Annotated in this window: 10 protein-coding genes; 2 read left to right on the plus strand and 8 right to left on the minus strand. The window is 33.2% G+C overall.

Going from position 1 to position 25,866, the window contains the following annotated elements; translation table 11 throughout:
- Positions 1 to 826 precede the first annotated feature (826 nt).
- On the plus strand, positions 827 to 4,066 hold the full coding sequence (locus ACJJVP_RS01160) for a two-component regulator propeller domain-containing protein (protein WP_405410118.1): 3,240 nt from the start codon (positions 827 to 829) through the stop codon (positions 4,064 to 4,066).
- A gap of 244 nt (positions 4,067 to 4,310) precedes the next feature.
- On the opposite strand, the gene ACJJVP_RS01165 is transcribed toward ACJJVP_RS01160, so the two are convergent.
- From ACJJVP_RS01165 to ACJJVP_RS01190, 6 genes are all read right to left on the minus strand, one after another.
- Positions 4,311 to 5,903, minus strand: a complete 1,593-nt coding sequence (locus ACJJVP_RS01165) for a solute:sodium symporter family transporter (RefSeq protein ID WP_405410120.1) — start codon at positions 5,901 to 5,903, stop codon at positions 4,311 to 4,313.
- Between the two features lie 29 nt (positions 5,904 to 5,932).
- Positions 5,933 to 7,444 carry an L-arabinose isomerase gene (gene araA, locus ACJJVP_RS01170; protein ID WP_405410121.1) on the minus strand — a complete coding sequence of 504 codons (1,512 nt, stop codon included), beginning with the start codon at positions 7,442 to 7,444 and terminating at the stop codon, positions 5,933 to 5,935.
- A 16-nt stretch (positions 7,445 to 7,460) separates the two neighbouring features.
- On the minus strand, positions 7,461 to 8,162 hold the full coding sequence (locus ACJJVP_RS01175; protein ID WP_405410123.1) for an L-ribulose-5-phosphate 4-epimerase: 702 nt from the start codon (positions 8,160 to 8,162) through the stop codon (positions 7,461 to 7,463).
- A complete protein-coding gene (locus tag ACJJVP_RS01180) occupies positions 8,163 to 9,836 on the minus strand; it encodes a ribulokinase (RefSeq protein ID WP_405410125.1) in 1,674 nt (557 codons plus the stop codon).
- 277 nt (positions 9,837 to 10,113) lie between these two features.
- A complete protein-coding gene (locus tag ACJJVP_RS01185) occupies positions 10,114 to 15,795 on the minus strand; it encodes a T9SS type A sorting domain-containing protein (RefSeq protein WP_405410126.1) in 5,682 nt (1,893 codons plus the stop codon).
- 416 nt (positions 15,796 to 16,211) lie between these two features.
- Entirely contained in the window at positions 16,212 to 19,940 is a 3,729-nt protein-coding gene (locus ACJJVP_RS01190) for a glycoside hydrolase family 2 TIM barrel-domain containing protein (protein ID WP_405410128.1), read from the minus strand.
- Positions 19,941 to 20,527: 587 nt separating this feature from the next.
- Between ACJJVP_RS01190 and ACJJVP_RS01195 the strand changes: the two genes are divergently transcribed.
- A complete protein-coding gene (locus tag ACJJVP_RS01195; RefSeq protein ID WP_405410130.1) occupies positions 20,528 to 21,259 on the plus strand; it encodes an NUDIX hydrolase in 732 nt (243 codons plus the stop codon).
- Between the two features lie 145 nt (positions 21,260 to 21,404).
- Here the strand turns inward: ACJJVP_RS01195 and ACJJVP_RS01200 are convergent, their stop codons facing one another.
- Positions 21,405 to 22,502, minus strand: a complete 1,098-nt coding sequence (locus ACJJVP_RS01200) for a hypothetical protein (RefSeq protein WP_405410131.1) — start codon at positions 22,500 to 22,502, stop codon at positions 21,405 to 21,407.
- Positions 22,503 to 22,517: 15 nt separating this feature from the next.
- The gene (locus ACJJVP_RS01205; RefSeq protein ID WP_405410133.1) at positions 22,518 to 25,850 is read right to left on the minus strand and encodes a VCBS repeat-containing protein; all 3,333 of its coding nucleotides are present in this window, start codon (positions 25,848 to 25,850) and stop codon (positions 22,518 to 22,520) included.
- Between the last annotated feature and the right edge of the window lie 16 nt (positions 25,851 to 25,866).

Here is a 25,866-nt window from a genome sequence, read left to right on the forward strand (position 1 = left end):
TTTACCGAGACAGAAAGTAACTACTGCCAATAACGTTTAAAATTAATTGCTATTTTTAGCCCATATTCGAAAATCTTCACAGATTTTCTAATCTGTTTTATTTGTTAAATCACCTGCTAAACTAAGTAACCACCCTTATATAAAACTGTTGTGGACAATTTGAGAAAAACCTAAACTCAATTGAATATGTAGAAAACTATAACCGAAAAAGAACTCTACTCTGAAATTTAGGAAACCGAAGCAGAATTAAAAGAAAAATATCTTAATTTTTGGGGTATCAATAAATAAAGAGGTTAACGGCCCCTACAAAAAATGGAATGAATTGACTTTGACTGAAATACTTGGTAAAATAAACAATATTAATACATTTAAAGGTTCGATTTATTTTGCAATGTGAAATATTAATACGAATTGTATGGCAGTTGAATTCAAAATAAAAAATGGATACAACAAAACCCTAACGTAATGTGAACTTTAGATTTAAATATCTATGTATATTTATGAAGCCGTTAAATCTTATGAATTTAGCATTGTTTAAAAATAGTAGTAAAAAATTAGGTTTAGCTTCGTGCGCAGATGGAAACGAAAAATTAAATCAATAACTATAAAAAATTCCCTGTTTCTACTATAATACTATTCTTCTCATAAAAAACATCTTCAAAGATTATAATCTGATTAATAAATTACAACAAGATTATTAGCAATCAATGTATTTCATTTATTTAAAAAAATACAGAAAATTCATACACTTTTAAAGTTAAAAAAGAGTTTTAATATTTATATTAGATTCTTTTAAATATAATTTTTCAGCAATAAGAATTAATGAATGCAACGTTTTCTCATTAGGATATTTTCAAGCTCTGTATTATACCTCCTTACGGTATTGGGTCTAAGCGCTCAGTCAGACAATAGATTTTTAGAGAAAATTGGCATTGAAAAAGGGCTTTCCTCTAATTACCCTACTAGTCTAATTGAAGATTCTAATGGATTTATTTGGATTGGTACTAATAACGGATTAAACCGATACGATGGATATAAACCAAAAGTATTCAAGTATGACCCAGAGAATAACAACACAATTTCCGAAAATTGGATTACGAGTCTACTAGAAGATTCTAATGGCAATATATGGATTGGAACTGAGGGTGGTGGTCTAAATCTTTACAATACAACAACTGGCGCTATTACCAGGTATATCCATAAAAAAAATGATTCTACTTCTATTAGTAGTGACGTAGTCCACAGAATATTTGAAGATAGTAAGTCTAGACTTTGGGTAGGCACAAGAAATGGATTGAACTTACTAAACCGTTCCCAACAGACCTTTCAGCATTGGAAACAACCAAAAGAATGCCAAAATTGTGACTATTCGGTAAAAGCATTAGCTGAAGATGATAAGGGTAACCTTTGGGTTGGAGACGAGTTTCAAGGACTATATTACTTCATACCGACAAGTGGTAAATTCACCAAAACTTCTTTAAACAGTATCAATAAAAACGCACTTCCTTCAGAATTCATAAACGATTTATACTATTCAAACGGTATGTTATGGATTGGTACGGACAATGGGTTAGCAGTTTTAAATACTCGTACTGAACCGCTTGAAAAAATATCAATTGAAGAGAATGACCCATATGGTATTAGCGAAATGTGCATATGGAAGATTTATAATGATAATGATGGCAGTATTTGGTTATCTACAAATGGTAGTGGATTGTTAAATTATAACTTAGAATCACAAGAGATTAAAATTTATAAGTCTGATGGAATCTCTGCATACAAAATAGGAAGTAATTCTATAGAAGATGTAATAGTTGATAAATCCAAAAATATTTGGATGGCAACCACTGGAAACGGTTTAAACAAATTTGATTTAAAAAATCTAAACTTTAATCATTGGGAAAAAGACAACTACAGTAATAATTCGTTGGTTCATAATGGTGTTCGTGCAATGTTGCAAGACTTAGATGGTACTATATGGGTAGGAACTAATAATGGACTAAGCCGATTTGATCCGAAATCTAAGTTATTTAGAAATTATGTTGAAGATTTTAGTTACCGAGGTGATGAAAATATTCCGAGAATTCGTGCAATTCAACGTTCTAAAAACAATATCATTTGGGTAGGCACACAAAGTGGTGGGCTCTATAAGTATCATAGAAATGAAGATAAATTTATTATAGAATCAGGTTTTATAAATAATCCATTAGCAAGTAACATAGGCCATATACAAAGTATATATGAAGCAGAAGACAACCTATTGTTGATTGGAACTATAGGCGCTGGCATGGTTACTTACAATACAGTTACACAGGAAATTAAGGGTATATATTCTAAAGACAATCCTAATAAAATCTTATTTAGTTTAACAGCATATTGCGTACTTAAATCTTCTGACTCCGAAATATGGATTGGTACCGACAGAGGACTTATTTTGCTTAACACCAATACTTTTGAGTTTAAATTATGGGACCATCAAGAAGCTTGCGACAACTGTATTATTGGAAATAAGGTTCGTTCTTTATATCGTGATAATAATAGTAAAATATGGATCGGTACCAGAAGCGGTTTATCAATATATGACCCAGAATCTGACAAATTTGAACAATACACCGTAGATGATGGTTTACCAAGTAATATCATTTTTGGAATTCTACCAGGTGATGATGGCAATATTTGGTTGACAACACCCAATGGATTGTCCCAAATAAACTCGCTTACCATGCAAATTAGAAATATTGCCATACCCGGAAATAATATTTTAGACATGGGAGGTCATGCAATGGGATTAGATGGGAATTTATTGGTAGGAGGTACATCTGGGTTTACAATTTTTAATCCAAAGGATATCAAAAGCAATCCAAATATTCCTAATGTTGTTTTTACAGAAATTAAGGTTAACAATAAATCTATAGAGTTGGACAAGAATATTTCTGAATTGAAATCAATAGACCTTCCCTATGACCAAAATAATTTAACCTTTGAATTTTCTGCCTTAGAATTTACTAACTCCCAAATCAATAAGTACAAATACAAATTAGAAGGGTTTAATGATAATTGGATTGAATATGGTAATAAGCACGATTTAACCTTTACAAATTTATATCCAAAAACATACGTATTAAAAATAAAAGGATCTAATAATGAAGGTGTCTGGAATGAAAGAGAAACGGAATTAAAAATCAACATAAATCCGCCTTGGTGGAAAACAATATGGTTTAGAATACTTAGCTTTTTATTTATTATAGGGTCACTTTTTGCAATCTATTATTTACGTATCAGAAGTTTAAAAAGGTCTGAAGTGATGCTTCAAAAAGAAGTATCTAAACAAACAAAAGAACTGGTAGAAAATAATGAAAGACTAAAGGAATTAGATAGGGAAAAAGACGGAATCATCAGTATTATGGCGCATGACCTTAGAGGTCCTCTAAACAATATTCACGGTCTAAGTCTATTATTAGACAAAAATAAAAATCTTGACAAAAAGCATAAATCATATATTGAATATATTAATAAATCTGTTATCAGTGGTAATAGTTTAATCACAGATTTGCTCTTTATGAGTAATGTAAATCACCCAGAGAAAACTGTTGAGCTAAAAGACATTGAGCTTTCTGAATTTATAGAAGAGTGGGAAAAAAGCTATATAACCAGGTTGGATAAAAAAAAACAAGAATTAAGAAAGTTTATTGACGAAAAGCCACTGATCATACATACAGACCAAAAATTGGTAGCCCGTATTTTTGATAACTTAATGACCAACGCGATTAAATTTTCTAATAAAGGAAATAAAATTGATTTAACCGTAAATTCTGGCAACGACCATATCACCATTTCTTTTAAGGATTATGGTCCAGGCATATCTGAAGACGATATAAAAAAAGCTTTTAAAATGTTTCAAAAACTTTCTGCACGTCCAACTGACGGAGAAAGTTCTCACGGATTAGGATTGGCTATTATTAAAACATTAGTGGAAAAGCTTAGAGGATCAATAAAAATAGAAAGTGAACTTGGGCAGGGTACCGAATTTATAATTCATTTACCTAAAGGTAAAAATGTAACCTAATACCTTAGCATCATTAAAAGAACCAAACAAATTGCTCTTGCAATTCAAAATAGTTTAATTGACACTATTACCTTTCTCCAATAAACCTAAACCGACAAACTAAAAGCCCTATCTCAATTAGTTAAAGTGATAAATTCAGTGTCACTTTACATTATCTTGTTTTTACATGTTGTGTAAATAACGTTTAGCATTAGACAAAACTCTATATTTTCAACTCCTACTTTATAATCTTTTTAATCCAAATTTAGTTAGCAAAATATATATAAAGGAAAATTACAACAGTACAAATAGTAATGCCAACAGGTTTTAAATACTTCCAATTTTTAATATCAACTTGTTCAGTATACACTTGAACATAATCTGTTTCTCTTGGTTTAAAATAACTGACCGTAAACATGATAATTAATGCTAGCATGAAAATAATTCCCATTAAATGCAAAAAATGCGGAAAGTAAGTGCCGTTTTCCAAGCTTATAGGCCTAACTACGTATAAGGCTACTAAATATGTAATAACACTAAAGAGGATAGCCATATTGGCTGCTTTTGCAGTAACACGTTTAGAAAATATTCCTACAATTATAATAGCTAAAATAGGTACACTGTGTGTACCATTTAACTCTTGTAAATATGTAAAAATACCACCTTGAACTCCATACAGCAGAGGCGCAATGGCCATTGAGAAAATGGCTAAAAAAGCACCAAATCTCTTTCCTGCTTTTACGACTTTAACATCAGATGCATTTTTATTGATGTATTGCTTATAAAAATCCAAACCATAAAGAGTTACAGAGCTGTTAAGAGCACTATTAAATGAACTTAAAATAGCCCCAAAAAGAACTGCCGCAAAAAAACCAACGAAGGCAGTAGGCAATATCTTCTTAACTAACATAGGGTATGCCTCATCTGCGTTAGCAATATCACCTTTAAAAATATAGAAGGCTATAATCCCTGGCAACACAACTATAATAGGACCTAATATTTTTAAAAAAGCAGCTAATAAAAGACCCTTTTGACCTTCTTTTAAATTTTTAGCTCCAAGAGCTCTTTGAATAATGGCCTGATTAGTACCCCAATAATAAAAATTGACGATTATCATTCCTGTAAAAATAGTCCAAAATGGCACATCAGATTCCGGGCCTCCAATTATATCGAATTTTTCAGGGAGTGCCGTTGTCAGTATATCTAAGCCTGTAAATACATTACCGTCACCTATAAACATTAGACCAAATATGGGTATTAACGCGCCACCTATTATTAAACCAACCGCATTAATAGAATCTGATACAGCAACCGCCCTTAAACCTCCAAAAATTGCATATATACTACCTATTATACCTATTGACCATACAGTTACCCAAAGTGTTTGCTCTGGCTCCATACCTAATGCTTCAGGAACATCGAACATGGTATTGATCGCCAACGCACCTGAATACAAAACAGTAGGCAACATTGATATTGCATAGCCTAACAGAAACAGAATAGAAACAATAGTCTTTGTAGAAGTATCATATCTTTTCTCTAAAAATTGTGGTATAGTAGCAATACCACTTTTTAAATATTTTGGCAGTAACACAAACGCGGTAAAAACCATTGCTACGGCAGCTATTACTTCATAAGCTATGATCGGTAGACCATCGCGAAAAGAAACACCGTTCATACCTACAATTTGTTCAGTAGATAAATTGGTCAATAATAAAGAACCTGCAATAATTGGTCCTGTTAAACTTCTACCACCTAAAAAATAACCATCAGAAGACTTTTCATTCGTTTTACGTGTTGATATATAAGCTATAATAGCTACTAATAATGTAAAACCGATAAAAGATATAATCCCCATAATTATTGTTTCTTAGTCACGTTAAAAAATTACATTCTATTTTGAAACATATGATAATATGCTTCATTTGCATTCAACTTATCCTTAAAATCCCTAATGTTAGTTCTTTCATCAATTACAAGTAATTCTATACCTGCGATATCTGCAAAATCTTCCATATACTCTGCATCTATATCTTGGCAATATACCGTATGATGAGCACCACCTGCCAAAATCCAAGCTGTTGCGGCAACCTCTAAATTTGGTTTAGCATCCCATAAGACTCTTGCTACTGGTAAATTAGGTAAATCTTCTATGGGTTTTATAGCCTCAACTTCATTTACAACTAATCTAAATCTATTACCCATATCTACTAAAGAAATGTTGATCGCATTACCAGAAGTCGTATTAAAAACCAACCTTGCAGGATCTTCTTTTCCACCTATAGAAAGCGGATGAATTTCGCATGTGGGTTTTTCGTTGTCGGCAATAGACGGACAGATTTCTAACATATGAGAACCTAAAACATATGACTTTTGCGACGTAAAATGATAGGTGTAATCTTCCATAAAAGATACCCCACCTTTTAAGCCCGTATTCATAACCTTTAATGCTCTAACCATTGCAGCAGTTTTCCAATCGCCTTCTCCTCCAAAACCATAACCATCAGCCATTAATCTTTGTACGGCAATACCAGGCAATTGTTTTAATTCACCTAAATTTTCAAATGTATCTGTAAATGCTTTAAAGCCGCCTTCATCTAAAAAGCTTCTTAGCCCAAGTTCTATTTTAGCAGCATTTTTTAGTGAGTCTCTTTGGTTACCACCTTCTTTAAGGGCTGAAGTTAATTTATAGTCATTCTCATAAACAGCTAATAAATCGTTCAACTCTTTATCGGTAACTTTATTTATATGCTTAAGTACATCTGTTGAATCGTATCCATTCACAGAAAAGCCGAATCTCATTTCTGCCTCTACCTTATCCCCTTCTGTAACGGCAACTCCACGCATGTTATCACCTATTCTAGCTACTTTTAAATGTTGTAATTCATTCCAACCTAGAACAACTCTTGACCAAACACCTATTTTTTTCTGTACACGTTCAGATTGCCAATGCCCTACAACAACCTTTCGTTTTTTACGCATTCTAGTCATCATAAATCCAAATTCCCTATCACCATGTGCAGATTGGTTTAGGTTCATAAAATCCATATCAATAGAATTCCATGGTATTTCTGAATTGAACTGTGTATGTAAATGACAAATAGGTTTATTCAAAATAGTCAACCCTCTTATCCACATTTTTGCAGGAGAGAACGTATGCATCCAAGTGATAACACCTATACACTTTTTTGAGATATTTGCCTCTTCACATACATGGGTAATTTCATCAGGTGTTTTTACCGTAGGCTTGTAAACTATTTTTACCGGTAAAAAAGATGACGCATTTAAGCCTATTACAATATCTTCCGAATTTTTGGCTACTTGTTTTAAAGTCTCGTCACCATATAAATGCTGACTACCTGTAACAAACCATATTTCTTTTTGTATACTATCTATCATACTAAATTATATAATCTTATTGACCGTAATAGGCATCGTCACCATGTTTACGTTCGTAATGCTTTTTTATTAATGAATCTTTTAACTTTTCTGCTTTAGGATTTATTTGTAATGTTAAAGTTGCCATTTGAGCTACAGTTTCTAGAACCTTACTATTATAAACTGCTTTTGCTGCATTTTCACCCCAAGTAAAAGGACCGTGGTTACTTATTAAAATCATTTCGACCTCAGTATTCGAAATCCCTCTTTCTTTAAAACAATCTACTATTTGAATACCTGTATTATGTTCGTAATTACCTTTAATAAGGTTATCGTTCATCGGCGGAGCACAAGGAATATCTTTGGTTAAGTGATCAGCATGCGTAGTTCCTAAAATAGGAATGTCAAGTTGAGCTTGCGCCCAAGCTACAGAGTACAAAGCGTGTGTATGCGCTATACCACCGATATCACTCCAAGTTTTGTATAGAAAAGCATGTGTTTTAGTGTCTGATGAAGGTTTAAGTTGTCCCTCAACGATGTTATTATCAAAATCAACAATGACCATATCCTCCGGTTTTAATATCTCGTAAGGAACACCACTTGGTTTAATAGCAAAAACTTGATTTTTACGATCGACCGCACTTACATTTCCAAAAGTATAAATAACCAAACCAAGTGCGTTCAGTTCCATATTGGCCTGATAACATTCTTGTTTTAATGCCTTATAATCCACTTTCATTTATTTATTTTTAATCCTATTTTCTACGAACAAACACAATTCATTATAAGATTGCATTTGATCATTATAATTGGCTATCTTTTCTTCTTCAGGATAATAAACTGCCTCAAAATCACTTCCCATTTTCTGACTAGCTTCTAAAACATTTGTATAAATACCTGCCGCAACTGCTGCATATATTGCCGCGCCTAAAGCAGGTGCTTGATCTGAAGCTGCAATTTTGATAGGTTTATTTAGAACATTGGCTAAAGTTTGCATAATGAAAGGAGATTTTCTTGCCACACCACCAATACCAATAACACTATTTATTATAATCCCCTCTTCTTCAAAACGTTCCACAATTTTTTTAGATCCAAAGCAAATAGCGTTTATTAATGCTTTGAATAAATGTGGAGCTTTGGTACCTAATGATAAATTAGATATCGCAGCAGTTAATTCTTGATTTGCATCGGGTGTTCTTCTACCATTAATCCAATCTAAAGCTATCGGTATACTAACCGATAACGGAATATCTTCTGCTTGTTTACTTAATATCTTTATTAAATTTAGGTCTATTTCTTTCTTAAGCTTCTCTTTTTGTTCTTCGTTTAAAATACTTGAAGTTAGAACTAGGTTATCAATTGGCCATGATAATATATCTTTAAACCAAGCCAATACATCTCCAAAAGCAGACTGCCCAGCTTCTAGACCTTCAAAACCCGGAATTACAGAACCATCTACTTGACCACAAATGCCTTTTACGGTCTTTGATCCTAAATGTTCTTTTGAAGTCACCATAATATCACAGGTAGAAGTACCCATAACCCTTACCAATACATGTTCTTCAATTTTAGCGCCGAGTGCCCCAGCATGCGCATCAAAAGTACCAACGGCAATGACCGTGTCTGTCGTTAGACCCAACTTTTCTGCCCATTTTGCATTTAAGTTTCCTGCTGCTTCATTTGAAGTAGACGTTTCATCGAATAACCTTCCTCTCAAATTAGCCAAATAAGGATCTAATTTCTCTAAGAAATTTTTAGATGGTAAACCTCCCCATGTTTTATGCCACATTGCCTTATGCCCCGCTGCACACCGACTACGTTTAAATGAATCTAAATCTTTATTATCCACAAGTAAATATGTCAATGCATCACAATGTTCCATCCAAGAGTATGCAGCATTTTTCACTGCTGTATCTTGACGCACAATGTGCAGAATCTTAGCCCAAAACCATTCAGATGAATAGATGCCTCCTTCGTATTTAGTATAATTCTCACCGCCCCAATTCTGTGCCAATTCATTGATTTCGTTGGCTTCTTCAATAGCAGTATGATCTTTCCATAATACCATCATTGCATTTGGGTTTTCTTCAAAACCTTTCGTTAAAGCAAGGGGAACTCCATTTTTATCAACTGGCATTGGGGAAGATCCTGTGGTATCTATACAAATACCCTTTATTAATTTAGGATCTAAATTACTTTGTATAACTACAGATTTTACAACAACCTCTAATCCTTCAATATGGTCTAAAGGATGTTGTCTAAACTGATTTATAGAAGGCTTACAGTATTTATTATCTTTCCATCTTTTATAATAATGAACTTCTGAAGCTATTTCTTGACCATTATCTGTATCAATTAATACTGCGCGAACAGAATCTGAGCCATAGTCCAAGCCAATTACATAATTTTTCAATTCTAAACTTTTTTATATAATCAAATATAATATATTATTAAGTGTTACTAATACATTTATAGTATTATATAGCCTAAATTACCGTTATACGGTTAATCAGTAGTTGATTAGTTAGAAATAAATCATGGTTCCAAAAAGAATTGAATGTAAAATTGGTATACACTTTAATAATTAAATGTCTCTAATTATTTATCTAATGCAATTACTAATAAAACAAAAAGCCATCTAAATAAATAGATAGCTCTTTGCAATTAACTAAACTCACTCTTAATTCTACTTAGTTCTTAATCAACTTTGTTGTTTCTACTCTATTTTGAAATGAAATTCTAACTAGATAAATGCCTTTTTTAAATTGATTTGTTCTAATTTCTTGGGTAGAGCTAAAAGACCCTCTTTCATTTTCAATTCGTTTTACAAACCTTCCTTCATTTGAATAAAAATCAATAAATATGGGCTCATCGGTTGAAGAACTATATTCGTAAAATAACTTATTTTTAAAAGGATTTGGATAAAAATATATTGAAATATCCTCATCATTATCAGTATTATCACTAGCCACACTATCACTTAAATTCGGTAACATGTAATCGTTAAAAGTGAATTTTCCTTTACTACTAGCAATAGTTTTATTTCTAGAAACGGTGCTCTCAGACATACCTACAATAGTCCAACCTAACTCATTAATAAACCAAGTTTCATCTATTAACGAACTTTGATTATGCTTTCCGTTTTTCGATTCAATCTCAAGCACATTATCAATAATATTTTTCATATCAATAGTCGAATCAATAACCTCAGTTGAAAAATCACTACTTGAATCTTCTTGTATGACATTATTGGGGACTATATCATACGAAACCACAACATCTGAAGATTCTGAAATGGTTCTTAACACTTGATATGTTAACCCATTATTAGATGTAAACTGACCTATGTTACTAAAACCACTATCTTCTCCATTACCGTTTCCGTGATTGCTTCCATTTCCGTGCCCGTTTCCTTGTCCATTACTTTTATCTTTTGAATTGCTCTTTCCATATTTTTTATCCTTCCCATTTCCGTTTCCGTTGGCGTTTCCATTTCCATTTCCGTTTCCGTTGGCGTTTCCATTTCCATTTCCGTTTCCGTTTCCGTTTGCGTTTGCGTTTGCGTTCTCGAAGTTTCCAGAATTGTCAAAAGCATAAACTATAATATTAGCTTTTTGATCGTTAAAATCCCCTTCTTTCGTTAGTCTTGCCTTTAGGCTAACACTAGACCTGCCGCTACTACCGGTATTCCAATTTCCATCTAATGTTGCAGTAAGTGGTAAGCTTATCAATTCAATTTTTGTTGGATAACCCAAATTATCATGATTATTTGAAGATTTTTGAATTTTTATTTCAAATTCTTTTGAATCATCGCTATCAAGGTTTTCATTCTCCCATTCTATCCATGAAGATGAACCCACGGCATCAAACTTCATTTGTAAGGGTCCTTCCCAACCATCAGCTATATAATAATTTGTCCAGTATCCATCTCCTAAATCTTGTTCAAAGAGTATATTCTGATTATTATCAGCTACAGGTTGATTTCTATATGTTATTGAACCATTACCTTTATTAACTACAATGAATGGTATTTCATTTAACGAAATTGGTTCCCAAGATTCTTCTTCAAACAAGACTGCTTGAATAATATTTGTTTCTCTTGGCCAACCCGCATCAACAACCAAATCAAGACTTATAGTGTCTGTGCCTGCTTCTACGTCTACCCATACCTCTCCTATTTTACTACTATTTGTTACATCTACGCTATCGCGAACCTCAACTAAAATTCTACTTGCTTGCAGCAAATTATATTTAATGTTCACTTCTCTTAAAGTTCCATTATCTATCGGTTCTTCTGATGTATCAATAATTTCTAAAGCATTAACACTAGGTACCGTACCACCAACTAAATCTGGAATACTATAACTTGAAAATGTAAATTTACCTTTGCCACTAGGTATTGGTTGACCATCGGTATCTGTACTTGCAGATTGTCCTACTACCGTCCATTCTAAACCGTTTATTTGCCAATTTTCATCAATTGGCACTTGTTCGCCTGCATAAGTAGACTCTTTCAAAATCAAGTTATCAATAATATCCTTCATATCTATTGTTGCTTGAATAGGGTCTGTACTATAATCTGCCCTTGGGTCTTCTTGAACAATTTCATCGGGAATTAAATTATAGGAGGCTACCTCACCAATATAACCTGGTAATGTTCTTAGAATCTGATAGGTTAAACCATTATTTGCGGTAAACTCACCGATGTTGTTGAATTTATGAACGCCATCAATAGTTGCATTATCGTATTTCTCTCTAAAATTTCCTGAGTTATCAAACGCATGTACAATTATATCAACTCTATTACCACTCATATCTCCATTTTCAGTAACCCAAGCCGTCATATTTATTTGACCTTTACCACTGCTTCCTGGTGACCAGCTGCCCTCTAATGTAGTTTCTAATGGAAAATTAATATCCTTTAAAGCTGAAGGGTATCCTCTTTCTTCTTCATCTTTCCATTCGTGCCATGAGAATTTTTGAATTTTTATATCAAACTCTTTATGACCTCCATTGGCATCGTTTTCGTTTTCCCATTCTATCCAAGAAGTTGACCCAAAAGGCTCAAACTTCATTTGAAGAGGTCCTTCCCAACCATCAGCTATATAATAGTTTGTCCAATATCCTTCACCTAAATCCTGCTCAAAAAGTTCATTTTGAATATTGCCAGCTGTGGGTTGCCCCCTATAGGTAATTGTACCATCTCCTTGACCAACCAATAAAAATGGTATTTCATCAATTGTAATAGGAGTCCATGTATTACCTTGAAATAGTAAAGCTTGAATTCGATTTGTTGCCCCTGGGTTACCTGCATCGACTACTAAATCTACACTAACAGTATCTTCACCTGCTTCAACATCTACCCAAACTTGACCTATTTTATTACTATTTGCAGCATCTTCACTATCTCTTACCTCTACTAATATTCTACTAGCCTGGCTAACATTATATTTAATTTGTACCTCTCTTAAAGTTCCATTATTAATAGGATCAGCAGAAGTATCGATAATTTCTAAACTGTTCTCTCCAACAGTTTGATCACCTAAAATTAAATCTGGAATCGTATAGTTAAGCAACGTAAATTTGGCGTCACTATCACCAACATAATCACCACCAATAGTGTCGCCAGAAGAACCGATAAAAGTCCACTCTAAACCATGAATATACCACTGGTCATTTAACGTTGGTGTAGTACTATTAGAATCTACCTCAATCAACTTTTCTAAAATATCTTTCATATCCAATGAAACATCGAAAGGGGCCGTATCGAAAGCACTATCCCAATTACCAGCTCTTGGATTATCATAAGGAACAATATTATAAGTAGCCGCTTCACCATAACCACCTGTATTTCTTTTTAAGACATGGTATGCTACACCTCCACTACTAATGGTATCTAATGGTTCTAAACTATCATTTGGGTCCTCTGCATATCTTTGGGCTAGATTACCAGAGTTATCCCAAGTATGAACTATAATATCACTTTTAGCATACGTATTATCATTTAAATCTCCTCCACCATTATATAACCAAGCTGTCATATTAAAAAATGTTCGCCCTTGACTGTTAGGTGCCCATTGACCGGTATACGTACAAGTAACAGGATTGTCTATATCCGCAATTTTACTTGGATACCCACGTTCTATTCCCTGTTCTTTATAATTATGCCAAGAATACTTTTGAATTTTAATATCAAATTCAGCATGTGTTTGCCCAGCTTCAAAGCCATTATTATCCCAATCTACCCAAGCCTCTTGTTCTGCTTGACCAAATTTTGCTTGAATATCTCCTATCCAACCATTATTAACAAACCAATTAGTGTAATAGCCATTACCTAAAGATTCTTCAAATAAAAGATTTTGAGAATTGTCGTAGTTATATGGCTGCCCTCTGTAAGTTATTGTTCCATCACCTTTACTTACTAATAAAAAAGGTGTTTCAGTTATACTTATTGGTGTCCAAGAGTTACCTTCAAACAATACTGCTTGAATGCGATTTGTTGTCCCCGGAAAACCACTATCAACAACCAAATCAACACCAACAGTATCATTACCTGCTTCTACATCGACCCAAACTTGTCCTATTTTATTACTACCTGCCGCTATTTCATTATCTCGAACCTCAACTAATATTCTACTAGCTTGCAATAGGTTATATTTAATATTTACTCTTTTTATAGATCCATTATTAATCGCATCATTAGACGTATTTACAATTTCTAAGGTATTATCTCCTGTAGGTGCAATATATTCTTCAATAGTTATGCCCGCTACATTATCTTCTGCAAGACCTGCCCAAGTAGTAGATAACAATTGTGCTTGCAAACCATAATCATCACCAACAGAATCTGGAGCCAATACATTTAAGGTAACAATACCTGAATCTTCTGTAATAGTTTCTAATGCTTGATCAAGATCATCTCCGGTCGGGCTTTTAAACCTGACTAAAACATAGGCAGTGTCTACCGCTTTTGTATATGACAAATCAATATTTACACTACGCCCTTGTGTTGCGGTTGTAGGCGTATTCACTATTGAAATACTATTTTCCAAAACCGGGGTATTAGATTCTACGGTTACATCGGCTACTTCATCATTTGCCAAACCTGCATATGTTAATGAAAGTAATTGAGCTTGCAGGCTATAATTACTTCCCGCACTATCTGGTGCGACTACACTTAATAATACGTTACCTGAGTTCTGAGTTACCGTTGTTGACGCCTGACCTAAATTAGTACCATCAGGACTTTTAAAGCGCACTACTACAATAGCAGAATCTACCTGTTTTGTATAGTTTACATTAAAATCGACTGATTGACCTGCCGTTACAGTTGTTTCTGGATCAACTATTGCTATACTATTTTCCAAAACAGTAATGCCCTCTTCGACAGTTACGCCGGCTATTTCATTATTTGCAAGACCTGCATACGTTAATGAAAGTAATTGAGCCTGTAAGCTATAGTTGTTACCTGCACTTTCTGGAGCTATTACACTTAATAATACGTTACCTGAATTTTGAGTTACCGTTGTTGATGCCTGCCCTAGATTAGTACCATCGGGACTTTTAAAGCGCACCACTACAATAGCAGAATCTACCTGTTTTGTATAATTTACATTAAAATCGACTGATTGACCTGCCGTTACAGTTGTTTCTGGATCAACTATTGTAATACTATTTTCCAAAACCGGAGCGTCTGCTTCGATAGTTACATCAGCTACTTCATCATTTGCAAGACCTGCATACGTTGATGAAAGTAATTGAGCCTGTAAGCTATAGTTGTTTCCTGCGATTTCAGGTGCGATTACACTTAATAAAACGTTACCGGAGTTCTGAGTTACCGTTGTTGATGCCTGCCCAAGATTAGCACCTTCAGGGCTTTTAAAGCGCACAACTATAATAGCGGATTCTACGTCTTTTGTATAGTTTATATCAAAATCAACTGATTGACCTGCCGTTACAGTTGTTTCTGGATCAACTATTGCAATACTGTTTTCCAAGACCGGAGCGTCAGCTTCAACAGTTACTCCCGTAAACTCATCATTTGCTAAACCTGCCCAAGTTTCTAAAGCCAACATTTGTGCATGTAAACTATAATTAACGTCAGCTATTTCGGGCGCTTGAACACTCAATAAAACAGAACCACTTTCTGAAGTTACAGTAGTTAATGCCTGCCCTAAATTATCCCCTGTCGGACTTTTAAATCGTATTAGAACATAAGCCGTGTCTATAACCTTGCTGTAATCAACATTGATATCTACCATTTGATCAGCGGTAACCGTTGAAGGCGGATTAACAATAGTTACGGTATTTTGGCCTTGCACTACAAATGCAAAGCTTATTGCAAAAAGTAAGAAAAGTAGTTTTGTTTTCATAATTATTGGTTTTCGGGTTATTTATATCTCATCATATTTTACACCTATTTATCGTAAGTAAAATGTAAAATGAGTCAATCAGCTTAATTAGTGTTTAAAATACACTTAATAAAAATCGCATAAGTATTTAACCTTTTACATCATATGTAAAAGTTATTATGTTCAGCAAAATAATTGCTATTAGAAATCAGACAAAACAGTGCGCAACTATCTAATATTTATAAATATAAGAATATATTTATAATAAGTGTATATATTACATTAATAAATTAAGGTATTAAGAAAATATATTGATAATACTTAAAGAATACCAACTACTCGATATTTAAAAAAAAGACCTTAACTCAAATAAGTTAAGGTCTTTTTTACGGTTAGTGCCGCCTAACATGCTTTTCTAATAATTTAAAACACCATCATTATTTTTTAAATGGTTTAATATAAAAAGTAAACTCATATTCTCTTGGTAGTACTCTGTATTTGTTTAAAATAGAAATAGCAGTACCACCTACACCCGAAACAGCATGATCTAGGTTCAATGTTATATAATCTACTTTTTTTAGTTGATTTCTATAATAAGACCTCGTCATATTATCAGTATCATACCTTTGGGCACTCGTATTAAAAGTTTGGTCTCCATTAATTTGTAAACCATAACCGCTATCGTCACTAATTGAAGTCCAATAAACATCTGTTTTATTACCGTAATCTTGTGGAATTATATATGGAACTTCATCATCTTTTACAGTGGTCTTATACGTTCCGAACTTTGCTCCCGTTTTCCTATCCGGATACGTTTCATAAGGTCCCCTACCATACCATTCTATATTTTGAAAAGTTTCTGGTAATTTAAGTTGTAGACCAATCTTAGGAATCCAATTTGTAAATTCTCCTGCAGGAGAAGATTTTGTCTTTACCGTTATAGCACCTTCTTTATCAATACTATAATTAATCTCATTTAAAAAGCCTGTAGCCCCATTATTACTAGAAGCTAACGTAATAACATTTAAGCCTACATTAGTATCGTTTTTTACAATTTCGATGGATGAAATTTTATGCTCCAATTCATTTAAACCTAATGCATACCAACCATTAGACATATTAAGCCCCATACCATCTTTTTTATGACCCATTTCTGTTGTAAATGTCGGCCACGCATCTAATTCGTTTGCTAATGGTGCCCTCCAAACATTGAACATAGGCCCTTCTTTTAAATACTCTTTATCTTGATAAATTAAAGAAGTAAGCAACCCATTCTTTTTATCGAATGTATATAAAAAATTCTCACCTTTGAATATGATATTCTCATCCACATCATCAACAGATAGTCCGGTAATTCTGGTAGTCTCGGCACTTTTCTTACGAAAGGGAAATTCAAATTGTTCCCATGCTATTTCGTGTCCTTTTTTAGCCCAATTTGTATCTTCTTTAAGTACAAAACTTAGTTCTAAAACATAATGAACATTCTCTTGTTCTAGATCTTTATTGCTATAAGGTATATTAATCTTTTGTTTTTTTAAGGGATCTAAGTTAATATTTATAAGTCCTGAATTTACCTTTTTACCATTTGCCAATAAAGACCAATTCGCATCAAATTCATTTAAATTAGAAAATGGAAAACGATTAAAAATCTCTACAGTACCTTCCTCTATATTTGAGAGTTTCACCTCAATTGGTTGTGGTGATTTTTTCAACTGCCATAATTCGGGTTGAATACTTCTATCTGGCCATACTAACCCATAGGTTCTTCCAGGTAATCCAATACTATAATAATGAGATTCATCTTTTACAGTTTCAAAATCTAACCAAAGCGCGGCATCGGTCTTTAATTCTTGATTATTTTGAGTTTTGACCGAAACAACTTTATTGAAAATTCTAACATTATCCAATGTAGCATGTGTTAAATTCCCTAAATGGCTATCTATGATATGCGCAGATTTACCTATTTCTACTTGATAAGGACCATTGATAATATTACCACTGCAACTTTTTGTAGCTACCTTATCTCCGTTGAGATATAGTATTAAATTATTACCATCATAAACCCCGGTAATATCATGCCAATTACCCACCCAATTATTTGGAAGTATTGCCTCTACGATTACCTTCTCTCCTGTATGTACATAAAATTGCAATGTTTTTTCATCTGACTGTAATATACCATATTGATAATCACCCTTGGTAATGAAATAGGCATCGCCATTATACTTTTCTGGTTTTATAGAAAAAGAAAGTGTAAGTTCATCATTAGAAATATCTAGTGCCCTATCACGGTATACTTCAAGCCAATCATCATGGCCACTTAAATACAACGCATTACCGTGCTTACCCTTTTTAATTAACGCCTTATTCATTAAAGCTGCGGATATATTATTTGGTGAACTATCTGGTGTTGTTCTCCAACTAGCGTCTATACCAGGGCTAACCCAATCCCAAATAGCACCACCTGTTAGGCGTGGGTATTTGTAAATTAAATTCCAATACTCATCTAAACCACCAAGTGCATTACCGGCAACCGATAAGTATTCGTCCATAAACGAAGGTCTAATATCATCTTCTAAAGCAAAACGTTTCTCTAACATAAAAGGTGTAACATACCTTGGCCCTACAATATCTTCACATTTGATAGGGTTGGTTTTTGGATCTTCGTCACTATTACCGCCATACATCCAAGCAGGTCGACTTGGATCTATTTGTTTTCCTTCAGCAATCAACTCACAAATATTATCACCGGGTCCACTTTCATTCCCCGCGCTCCAAACAATAATAGAAGCATGATTTCTATCTCTATAAACCATTTTCCGCATGCGATCCAAATATTGGTCTTTCCATTCAGGATCACTTGAAAGCTGAATATTACTATGGGCTTCGTCACCTGTCTCATCAATAATATACATGCCAAGTTCATCTGCAAGATCTAAGTATTCTACATTGGGTGGGTAGTGACTAGTTCGAACGCAATTAATATTAAATTGCTTCATTATCGTTAAATCTTTCCGCATCGTTTCCAAATCCATAGTATGACCGGTTTTAGGGTGCATCATATGACTATTAACTGCGTTTAACTTTACAGGCATACCATTCACATAAATTGCCTTATTCTTAACCTCTACCTCTCTAAAACCTGTTTTATGACTAATTACTTCAATAGTATTATTATTCTCATCTACTAATTCTAAAATAAGAGTATATAGGTTAGGATATTCAGCAGACCATTTTTTTGGTTTTTTGACCAAAAAAGAACCTATATACTTATCTACGGCAAAGTTTAATTCTCTTGATAGTACTTGATTCTTGTCATCATCTAATAAACCAACTTTAATTTTATATTTATTTAAAACTTCTTTGTTGGCAGCTTTTAGAAAAGCATCTACATTTAAAGTTGCATCTTCATATTTATCATCTAAATCTGTTATAACATAAAAATCATGAATATGATTTTGAGGAGTTGACATTACATAAACATCTCTAAAAATACCTGCTAAACGCCACGTATCTTGATCCTCCATATATGAACCATCACTATAATGCAATACTTTTACTGCGATACTATTTTCACCATCTTTTAAATAAGGAGTAATATCATATTCAGCTGGTTCCATTGCACCTTGGTTGTAACCAACCTCCTTTCCGTTAATCCAAACATAAGAGGCAGATTGTACACCTTCAAAATGTAAATAGTGCTTTTTATCTTTCCAATTTTTAGGCAATGTAAAGGATCTAAAATAAGAACCTACAGGGTTGAAATCTTTAGGCACAAATGGTGGCTTTGAATTATAAGGTTGACCTATATTTCTAAACATGGCATAACCGAACCCCTCCATTTCCCAATTAGAGGGTACATTTATATTGTTCCAAGAATTATGCTTGTATCCTTTAGCATAAAAGTCTTTTGGGGCAGTTTCTAAATTTTCAGAAAATTTAAATTTCCAAACACCATTAAGACTAGTAAAATTAGGTGATGCTTTCTTAACAATACTTAAAGCCTCTTCAATAGAATTAAAAGGCATTAAATTAGTATGTGGCATTACCTGGTTCTTTTGAAAAACCTTCGGGTTTTCCCAATCATTTTGTGCCTGAGCAACTACCAAACTGAATAGTACGCATATGCTAAAAATATAACTGGTTTTATTATAGAAATAATTCATTTACTAGTATTATTGATTTAGATAAATTACTGCTCAACAACAAAGTGTTGCTTATAAAGTAAAAATAAATTTACTAATCTTTATAATTTTAAAATAGTCGATTTCACCATTAAATTTCATTGAAAAAGAAATTATACTCGTAAAAATTCCATTAACTTAAAGTAAATGAAATTTTAAGTGTTGTTTGAACACTTACGAATATATAAAAAGAATTATAATTATCAGGATTTTAAAATTGAAAAAGCCTTATCTAATAATCTCATTTAAACATAAGATTGAATTTAATTAGATACACCAAACCGTATTTCAATCAATAAAATCTTATTACTAAAAATCTGAATATCAAAACATTTTTAGCACTTGCCATGCATATGGAATAAACCTACATTAAATTTAAAAAAACATGTTTTTTTAAAACATTATATAATTCATCTAAATCAAAAAGAATGAAATGTAGTATATTATTAAGATTCTAAAGTTTTAAGTATATATGTATTAAGATGAAGAACATCCTTTAAAAATTGCTAATTAATGCTATTTTAGCAATGAATTGACTATCAAACCAAAAGAAATATCGCTTTCAAGTAATGAAAATAGGTAACACCGATCAACACGAAGATGTAAATTCCAAATTGCAATACTACAATAAGGAAGACCAAGTTTTACTTGCCGTAGATTGTATCATTTTTGGATTTGACGAAAAAGAACTTAAAGTACTTCTAGTAAAACGTGATTTTGAACCTGAGAAAGATAAGTGGTCGTTAATTGGTGGGTTTTTAAAGAAAAGCGAAAACTTAGACCAAGCAGCTATTCGCGTGTTAAATATATTAACCGGGTTAAAAGATATCTATATGGAACAATTACACAGCTATAGTGAAATTGATAGAGATCCAGGTCAAAGAACTATATCTGTTGCGTACTTTGCTTTAATCGATTTAAGCTCTAAAAACTTTGATAGAATTAAAATTGACTCTGCTAAGTGGTATAAAATCAATAAAGTCCCTCAACTAATATTCGATCATAATGAAATGATCGACAAAGCAATACAAAGATTAAGACGTAGAGCTTTAATTAAACCGATTGGATTTGAGTTATTACCTGAAAAATTTACAATGAGACAATTGCAGAGTTTATATGAATCTATTTTGGATAAGAAGTTAGATAAACGAAATTTTATCAATAAAGTAAATTTGCTAGATATTTTAGATAAACTGGACGAAAAAGATATGACCAGTTCTAGAAAAGGCTCATTTTTATATCGATTTAACGAAGAAAAATATAATAGTAAATCGGAAGAAGGTTTTAACTTTAAAATTTAAAGTTTTCAAAAATCAAAGTATCACTATTTCGACTATAACTATTGTGTTTGAACCACTTAACATAATATTAGGTTTGAACTTATTACCGCACATAATTCGCTCTTAAGTACTAAAGCCACTTATCTATATAACACATAACATTCCTTTATTGTGGCTCCCATAAGGTTATATAATCTATAAGCATACTTGTGGGGTAATCGTCTGAGTTTGGTGGTCCAGGAAAGTTACCACCAATAGCAAGATTTATAATTGGATACATATCTATTTGAGATACTATTGCCGAATCACAGATACTAGCAACAAGCTCACCATCAAGATACCATTTTACAAATTCATCTGTTTTCCAAATTCCATATCTATGCCAATTACCAGCAAAGTCTTCTTCATTCTCCAGTTTTATAGGACCTACTCCAACAACATTATTAATTTCTGTACCATTACACTGCATACTTAAACCGGGCTCGCCATTTGCGCTATTAAAACCAGAACCAGAAACTGACCATTGCCCATCATCATAATGATAAGCTACTTGCAAACGGTCTGTACTATAAGGACCACCTAAAAACTCCCCACCTGGTCCACGTACAAATTCCCAATCTATCTCTGTTCTACGTTTACCGTTTTCCCCAGTATCTTGAGGACTTTCGTAATATCTATGTAATAACCAAAAGGCACCCCAAAAACCGGCAACATCTGGTTCGAACCAGATGTTTGCTTCAATGTAACCATCTCTGTAAGGTGTAGATTCTGAACCTGTTAATACGCCTGAATAATATTCGGCACCAGTGGCTTCCACTTGCTGATCATTATTTAAGCCAGCAGTTATAATAAGATTGCCATTACCATCAAAATCAAAAGGATTCGGAGCCTTTACGTCTCCATTTAAAACATCCGTATAATATTGTAATTCACTATTAATAGTAACGTTTGGTCCCCATGGCAATTGGCTTTGCCATTTGCTAGGATCTGGTAACGTACCTGGCTGTTGATTAAAATCGTCTTCAAACGTGATAATATAGTTAGAATCAACATCTGTCGGTAATCTATCATCTTTAACCTCAGGTTCTTCTTCTGGTGTTTCCGGTATTGCCTCAACTGGATCTTCAATTTCTATACTATCAGTTTGTTCAGTATCAGCATCTGTTGAAGAATTCTCTGAACATCCATTGAACATCAAAAATGTAAGAATGATAGCTACTACATATACCCCTTTATATCTCCATATCCCTAATAACATATTCATAATTACCTCTTTTTGTTATTGAGTTTTGATACGAACAAACTGTAAATAATCATCATTCTTAGCCACAATGATATATTCTTCACCAGCTATTGAAATCCTTTCCATATCCTTTACATCACCTGGTGTGTAAAAGCCACTTTCCATGCTTTTTATAGTCGAAAACCCTCCTTTATCATTACCACTTAATAACAAGCCATGCCCTGCATCTGCACGAGGCGTTTCTGCTTCAGATTGATATAGGTTGCCTGCAACCAAAACATCTAAACTTCCGTCTTTATTAAAATCATCTACCAATATTTTATTAATAGGTGAAATTTGCGACTCTTTGGGTAAATCATGTACTTTCCAAGATCCACCGGTATTCTCTATGAACGCACTTGCAAATGAAGATACTTGATAATGTATACCTTTTTCTAATTTATCCTCATCATAGATATCGGTTAATGTAGCTGTAGAATATTCATTATAGGTTTTAAACTTATTTTTAATATCCGGCATTTGCTGAGAGGAACATTGGCGACCACGTAGAGGATACTTTTCACCATCATTATAATAACTAAGCACAATATCATTCGTTTGATTTTCATCAAAATCATTTAAATTGACATCAAAGGTACCATCTTCACTAGCTTTGTATTTATAATTTAAACCAAGATTACCAGCCACTAAGTCTTGATCACCATCACCGTCAAAATCACCTTTAGCCAATGAAAACCACCAACCGGTAGTACCTGACAAACCTAAATCTTCAGTAACTTCTTTAAACTCTCCTTCTTCATTTCTAAGTACTTTAATAGGCATCCACTCTCCTGCTATTATTAAATCTTCCCAACCATCATTGTCATAATCCATAAAAACTGCAGAAGTTACCATTCCGAATTTTTCTTTAAGAAATGGCGCTACGCTTTCAGTTGCATCTACAAACTTAGGTTTACCAGGTGTACTAACATTCTCTAATATATAACTCATAGGCGGATAGGGATAATTTGCAGGAAACAAACGCCCGCCAACAAACAAGTCTAAATCTCCATCTTTATCAAAATCATTTGCAAATACCCTACTACCACTAGTAATCATTTTTGGCAGAACATCATCATTTTTACTAAAATTACCATTACCGTCATTAATATACAGTCGATCCTGTAGCATCTCTGAACGATACGAAAATTCATTACCACCACTAACTACATATAGGTCATTATCCCCATCATTATCAGCATCGAATATTAAGGCATCTAAATCTTCAAAATCGCGTTCATTAGCCATTAATTCAGTTTTTTGTTGCTTGAACGAGCCGTTTTCAGTTTGAAAAAATAAGCCACCTGGGTAATTATGTGCTCCACCTACATAAAAGTCTTCTAATTTATCTCCATTTAAATCACCGACTGCTATACCTGGCCCGAAACTAGAAGTTCTGTGCGGTAATAATATTTCGTAAGTGAAATCATTATATAAATTCTCGCGATGGGTAAATGACAAAATTGAATCTACATCACTTTCAAACAAAAAAGTGGTTTTACCTATCTCTTCATTTACAGAATTGTTGACGGCGTCATCGATATTGACATTCAACGTTTGGTTTGTTGATACGTTTGTAAAAATTTGTGATTTACCATTAGGCCATTGAATATGTAAAGAATCAATCTCATTAAACTCTCCTAAACCAAAGTGTAATTTTGGTGCTACTGAAGATTGAAAACCTCTAGCCAATGTCAATTCTTGATATTGTTTTAAACCATTATTGATTATAGTTGCTTTTACACCAATACCTTGAATATTTTTATTCTCCCCTTTAAAAGTTAAGGTCAAATAATTATTAGACGCTGCACTTGAGTTTTCAAAAACAGATACTTTTTCATCAATATTATTTGTAATGATCTCTAAATCTCCGTCATTGTCCAAATCAACATAAATAGCTCCATTCGAAAATCCGCTGTGCTCAATTCCCCAAGGTTTGGTCACTTTTTTAAAAGTTAGATCACCCATATTTTTATACGCATAATTCGGTAAGGTTTCAGAAGGCATTGCCATTGTTTTTGACAATAAACTATCTTTATGTCTAGCTTCTCCTTTTAGCTTAGCGAAAAAATCTTTATTATTTATTTCTCTTCTCGAACCATTTGAAACATATAAATCTTTTAAACCATCATTATCTAAATCCACAAAAAGAGGACTCCAACTCCAATCTGTAGAAGATACTCCTGAAAGTCTAGATATTTCTGAATAGATAGGGTAATTCTCTTTAGTTTCACCAATATAATGCTGTAAAGAATTTTGCATATACTGCGTCTGAAAACCTGCTTCTTTTACCTGTTGCATTAATAAAGGATCCATACTTGCCATATTGGCTTTCGATCTTCTATTGATCTCGGCATCCATATCTACTTGAAAAATATCAAGATTACCATCGTTATCAAAATCTGCAATGTCGGCACCCATTCCATAAAAAGAGGTATGTTTTGTACTCTCTTTAATTGTATTCGTAAAAGTTCCGTCTTTATTATTTATATATAATATATCTGGACTATTAAAGTCATTTGATACATAAATATCTTGCCAACCATCATTGTTTAAATCTGCTGCTGTTGCACTAATAGATAGGCTATATTCAAAAAGACCAGCTTCTTTTGTCACTTTTGTAAATACATCTCCATCATTTCGATACAAATGATTAGACTGTAGATCAGTAACATGATACATCATCGCCCTTAAGGTTTTTGAATCTGTTTTAAAATCTGTGATAGGATAATTGGCTACATAAATATCTAGGTCACCATCATTATCAAAGTCTAAAAATGTGGCATTAATTGAATTACCGGCATCGTCAACTCCTAATTCTTTCGCGCGCTCTGTAAATGTATTATCACCATTATTTATGTATAATTGATTTTCCTTATTTCCATCTTGACCAGATACACTAACGTAAATATCCATAAACCCATCAAAATTAACATCTGCCATCGAGGTACCTGTGTACCAACGATTATCGCCTTCAATACCTGCAGTTGTAGAAATATCTTCGAATTTAAAATCTCCCTTATTTAAGTAGAGTTTATTCTTTACCTGATTACCCGTAAAAAAAAGATCCGTCAATCCATCATTATTTACATCGCCGGCAGAAATACCACCACCCATGTAGATATAGTAGTATGTAAAATAATTTAACGAATCTGTTTCTGTAAGGTTATTTGCGAAGTTAATTGAGGTTTGCTCATAATCCAGCTTTTTAAAAATAGCTGAAACGCTATCTAAGTTAGTATTCTTTGTACTCGATTTTTCATTAGTTTTTGAGCATGAACTAATGAACACAACTAAGGTAAGGTATATAAAAAGTGGTTGAATTCTCATATTTGGAAATCGTTTT

The organism is Maribacter sp. Asnod1-A12, assembly GCF_045063735.1.
Taxonomy (GTDB): Bacteria; Bacteroidota; Bacteroidia; order Flavobacteriales; family Flavobacteriaceae; genus Maribacter.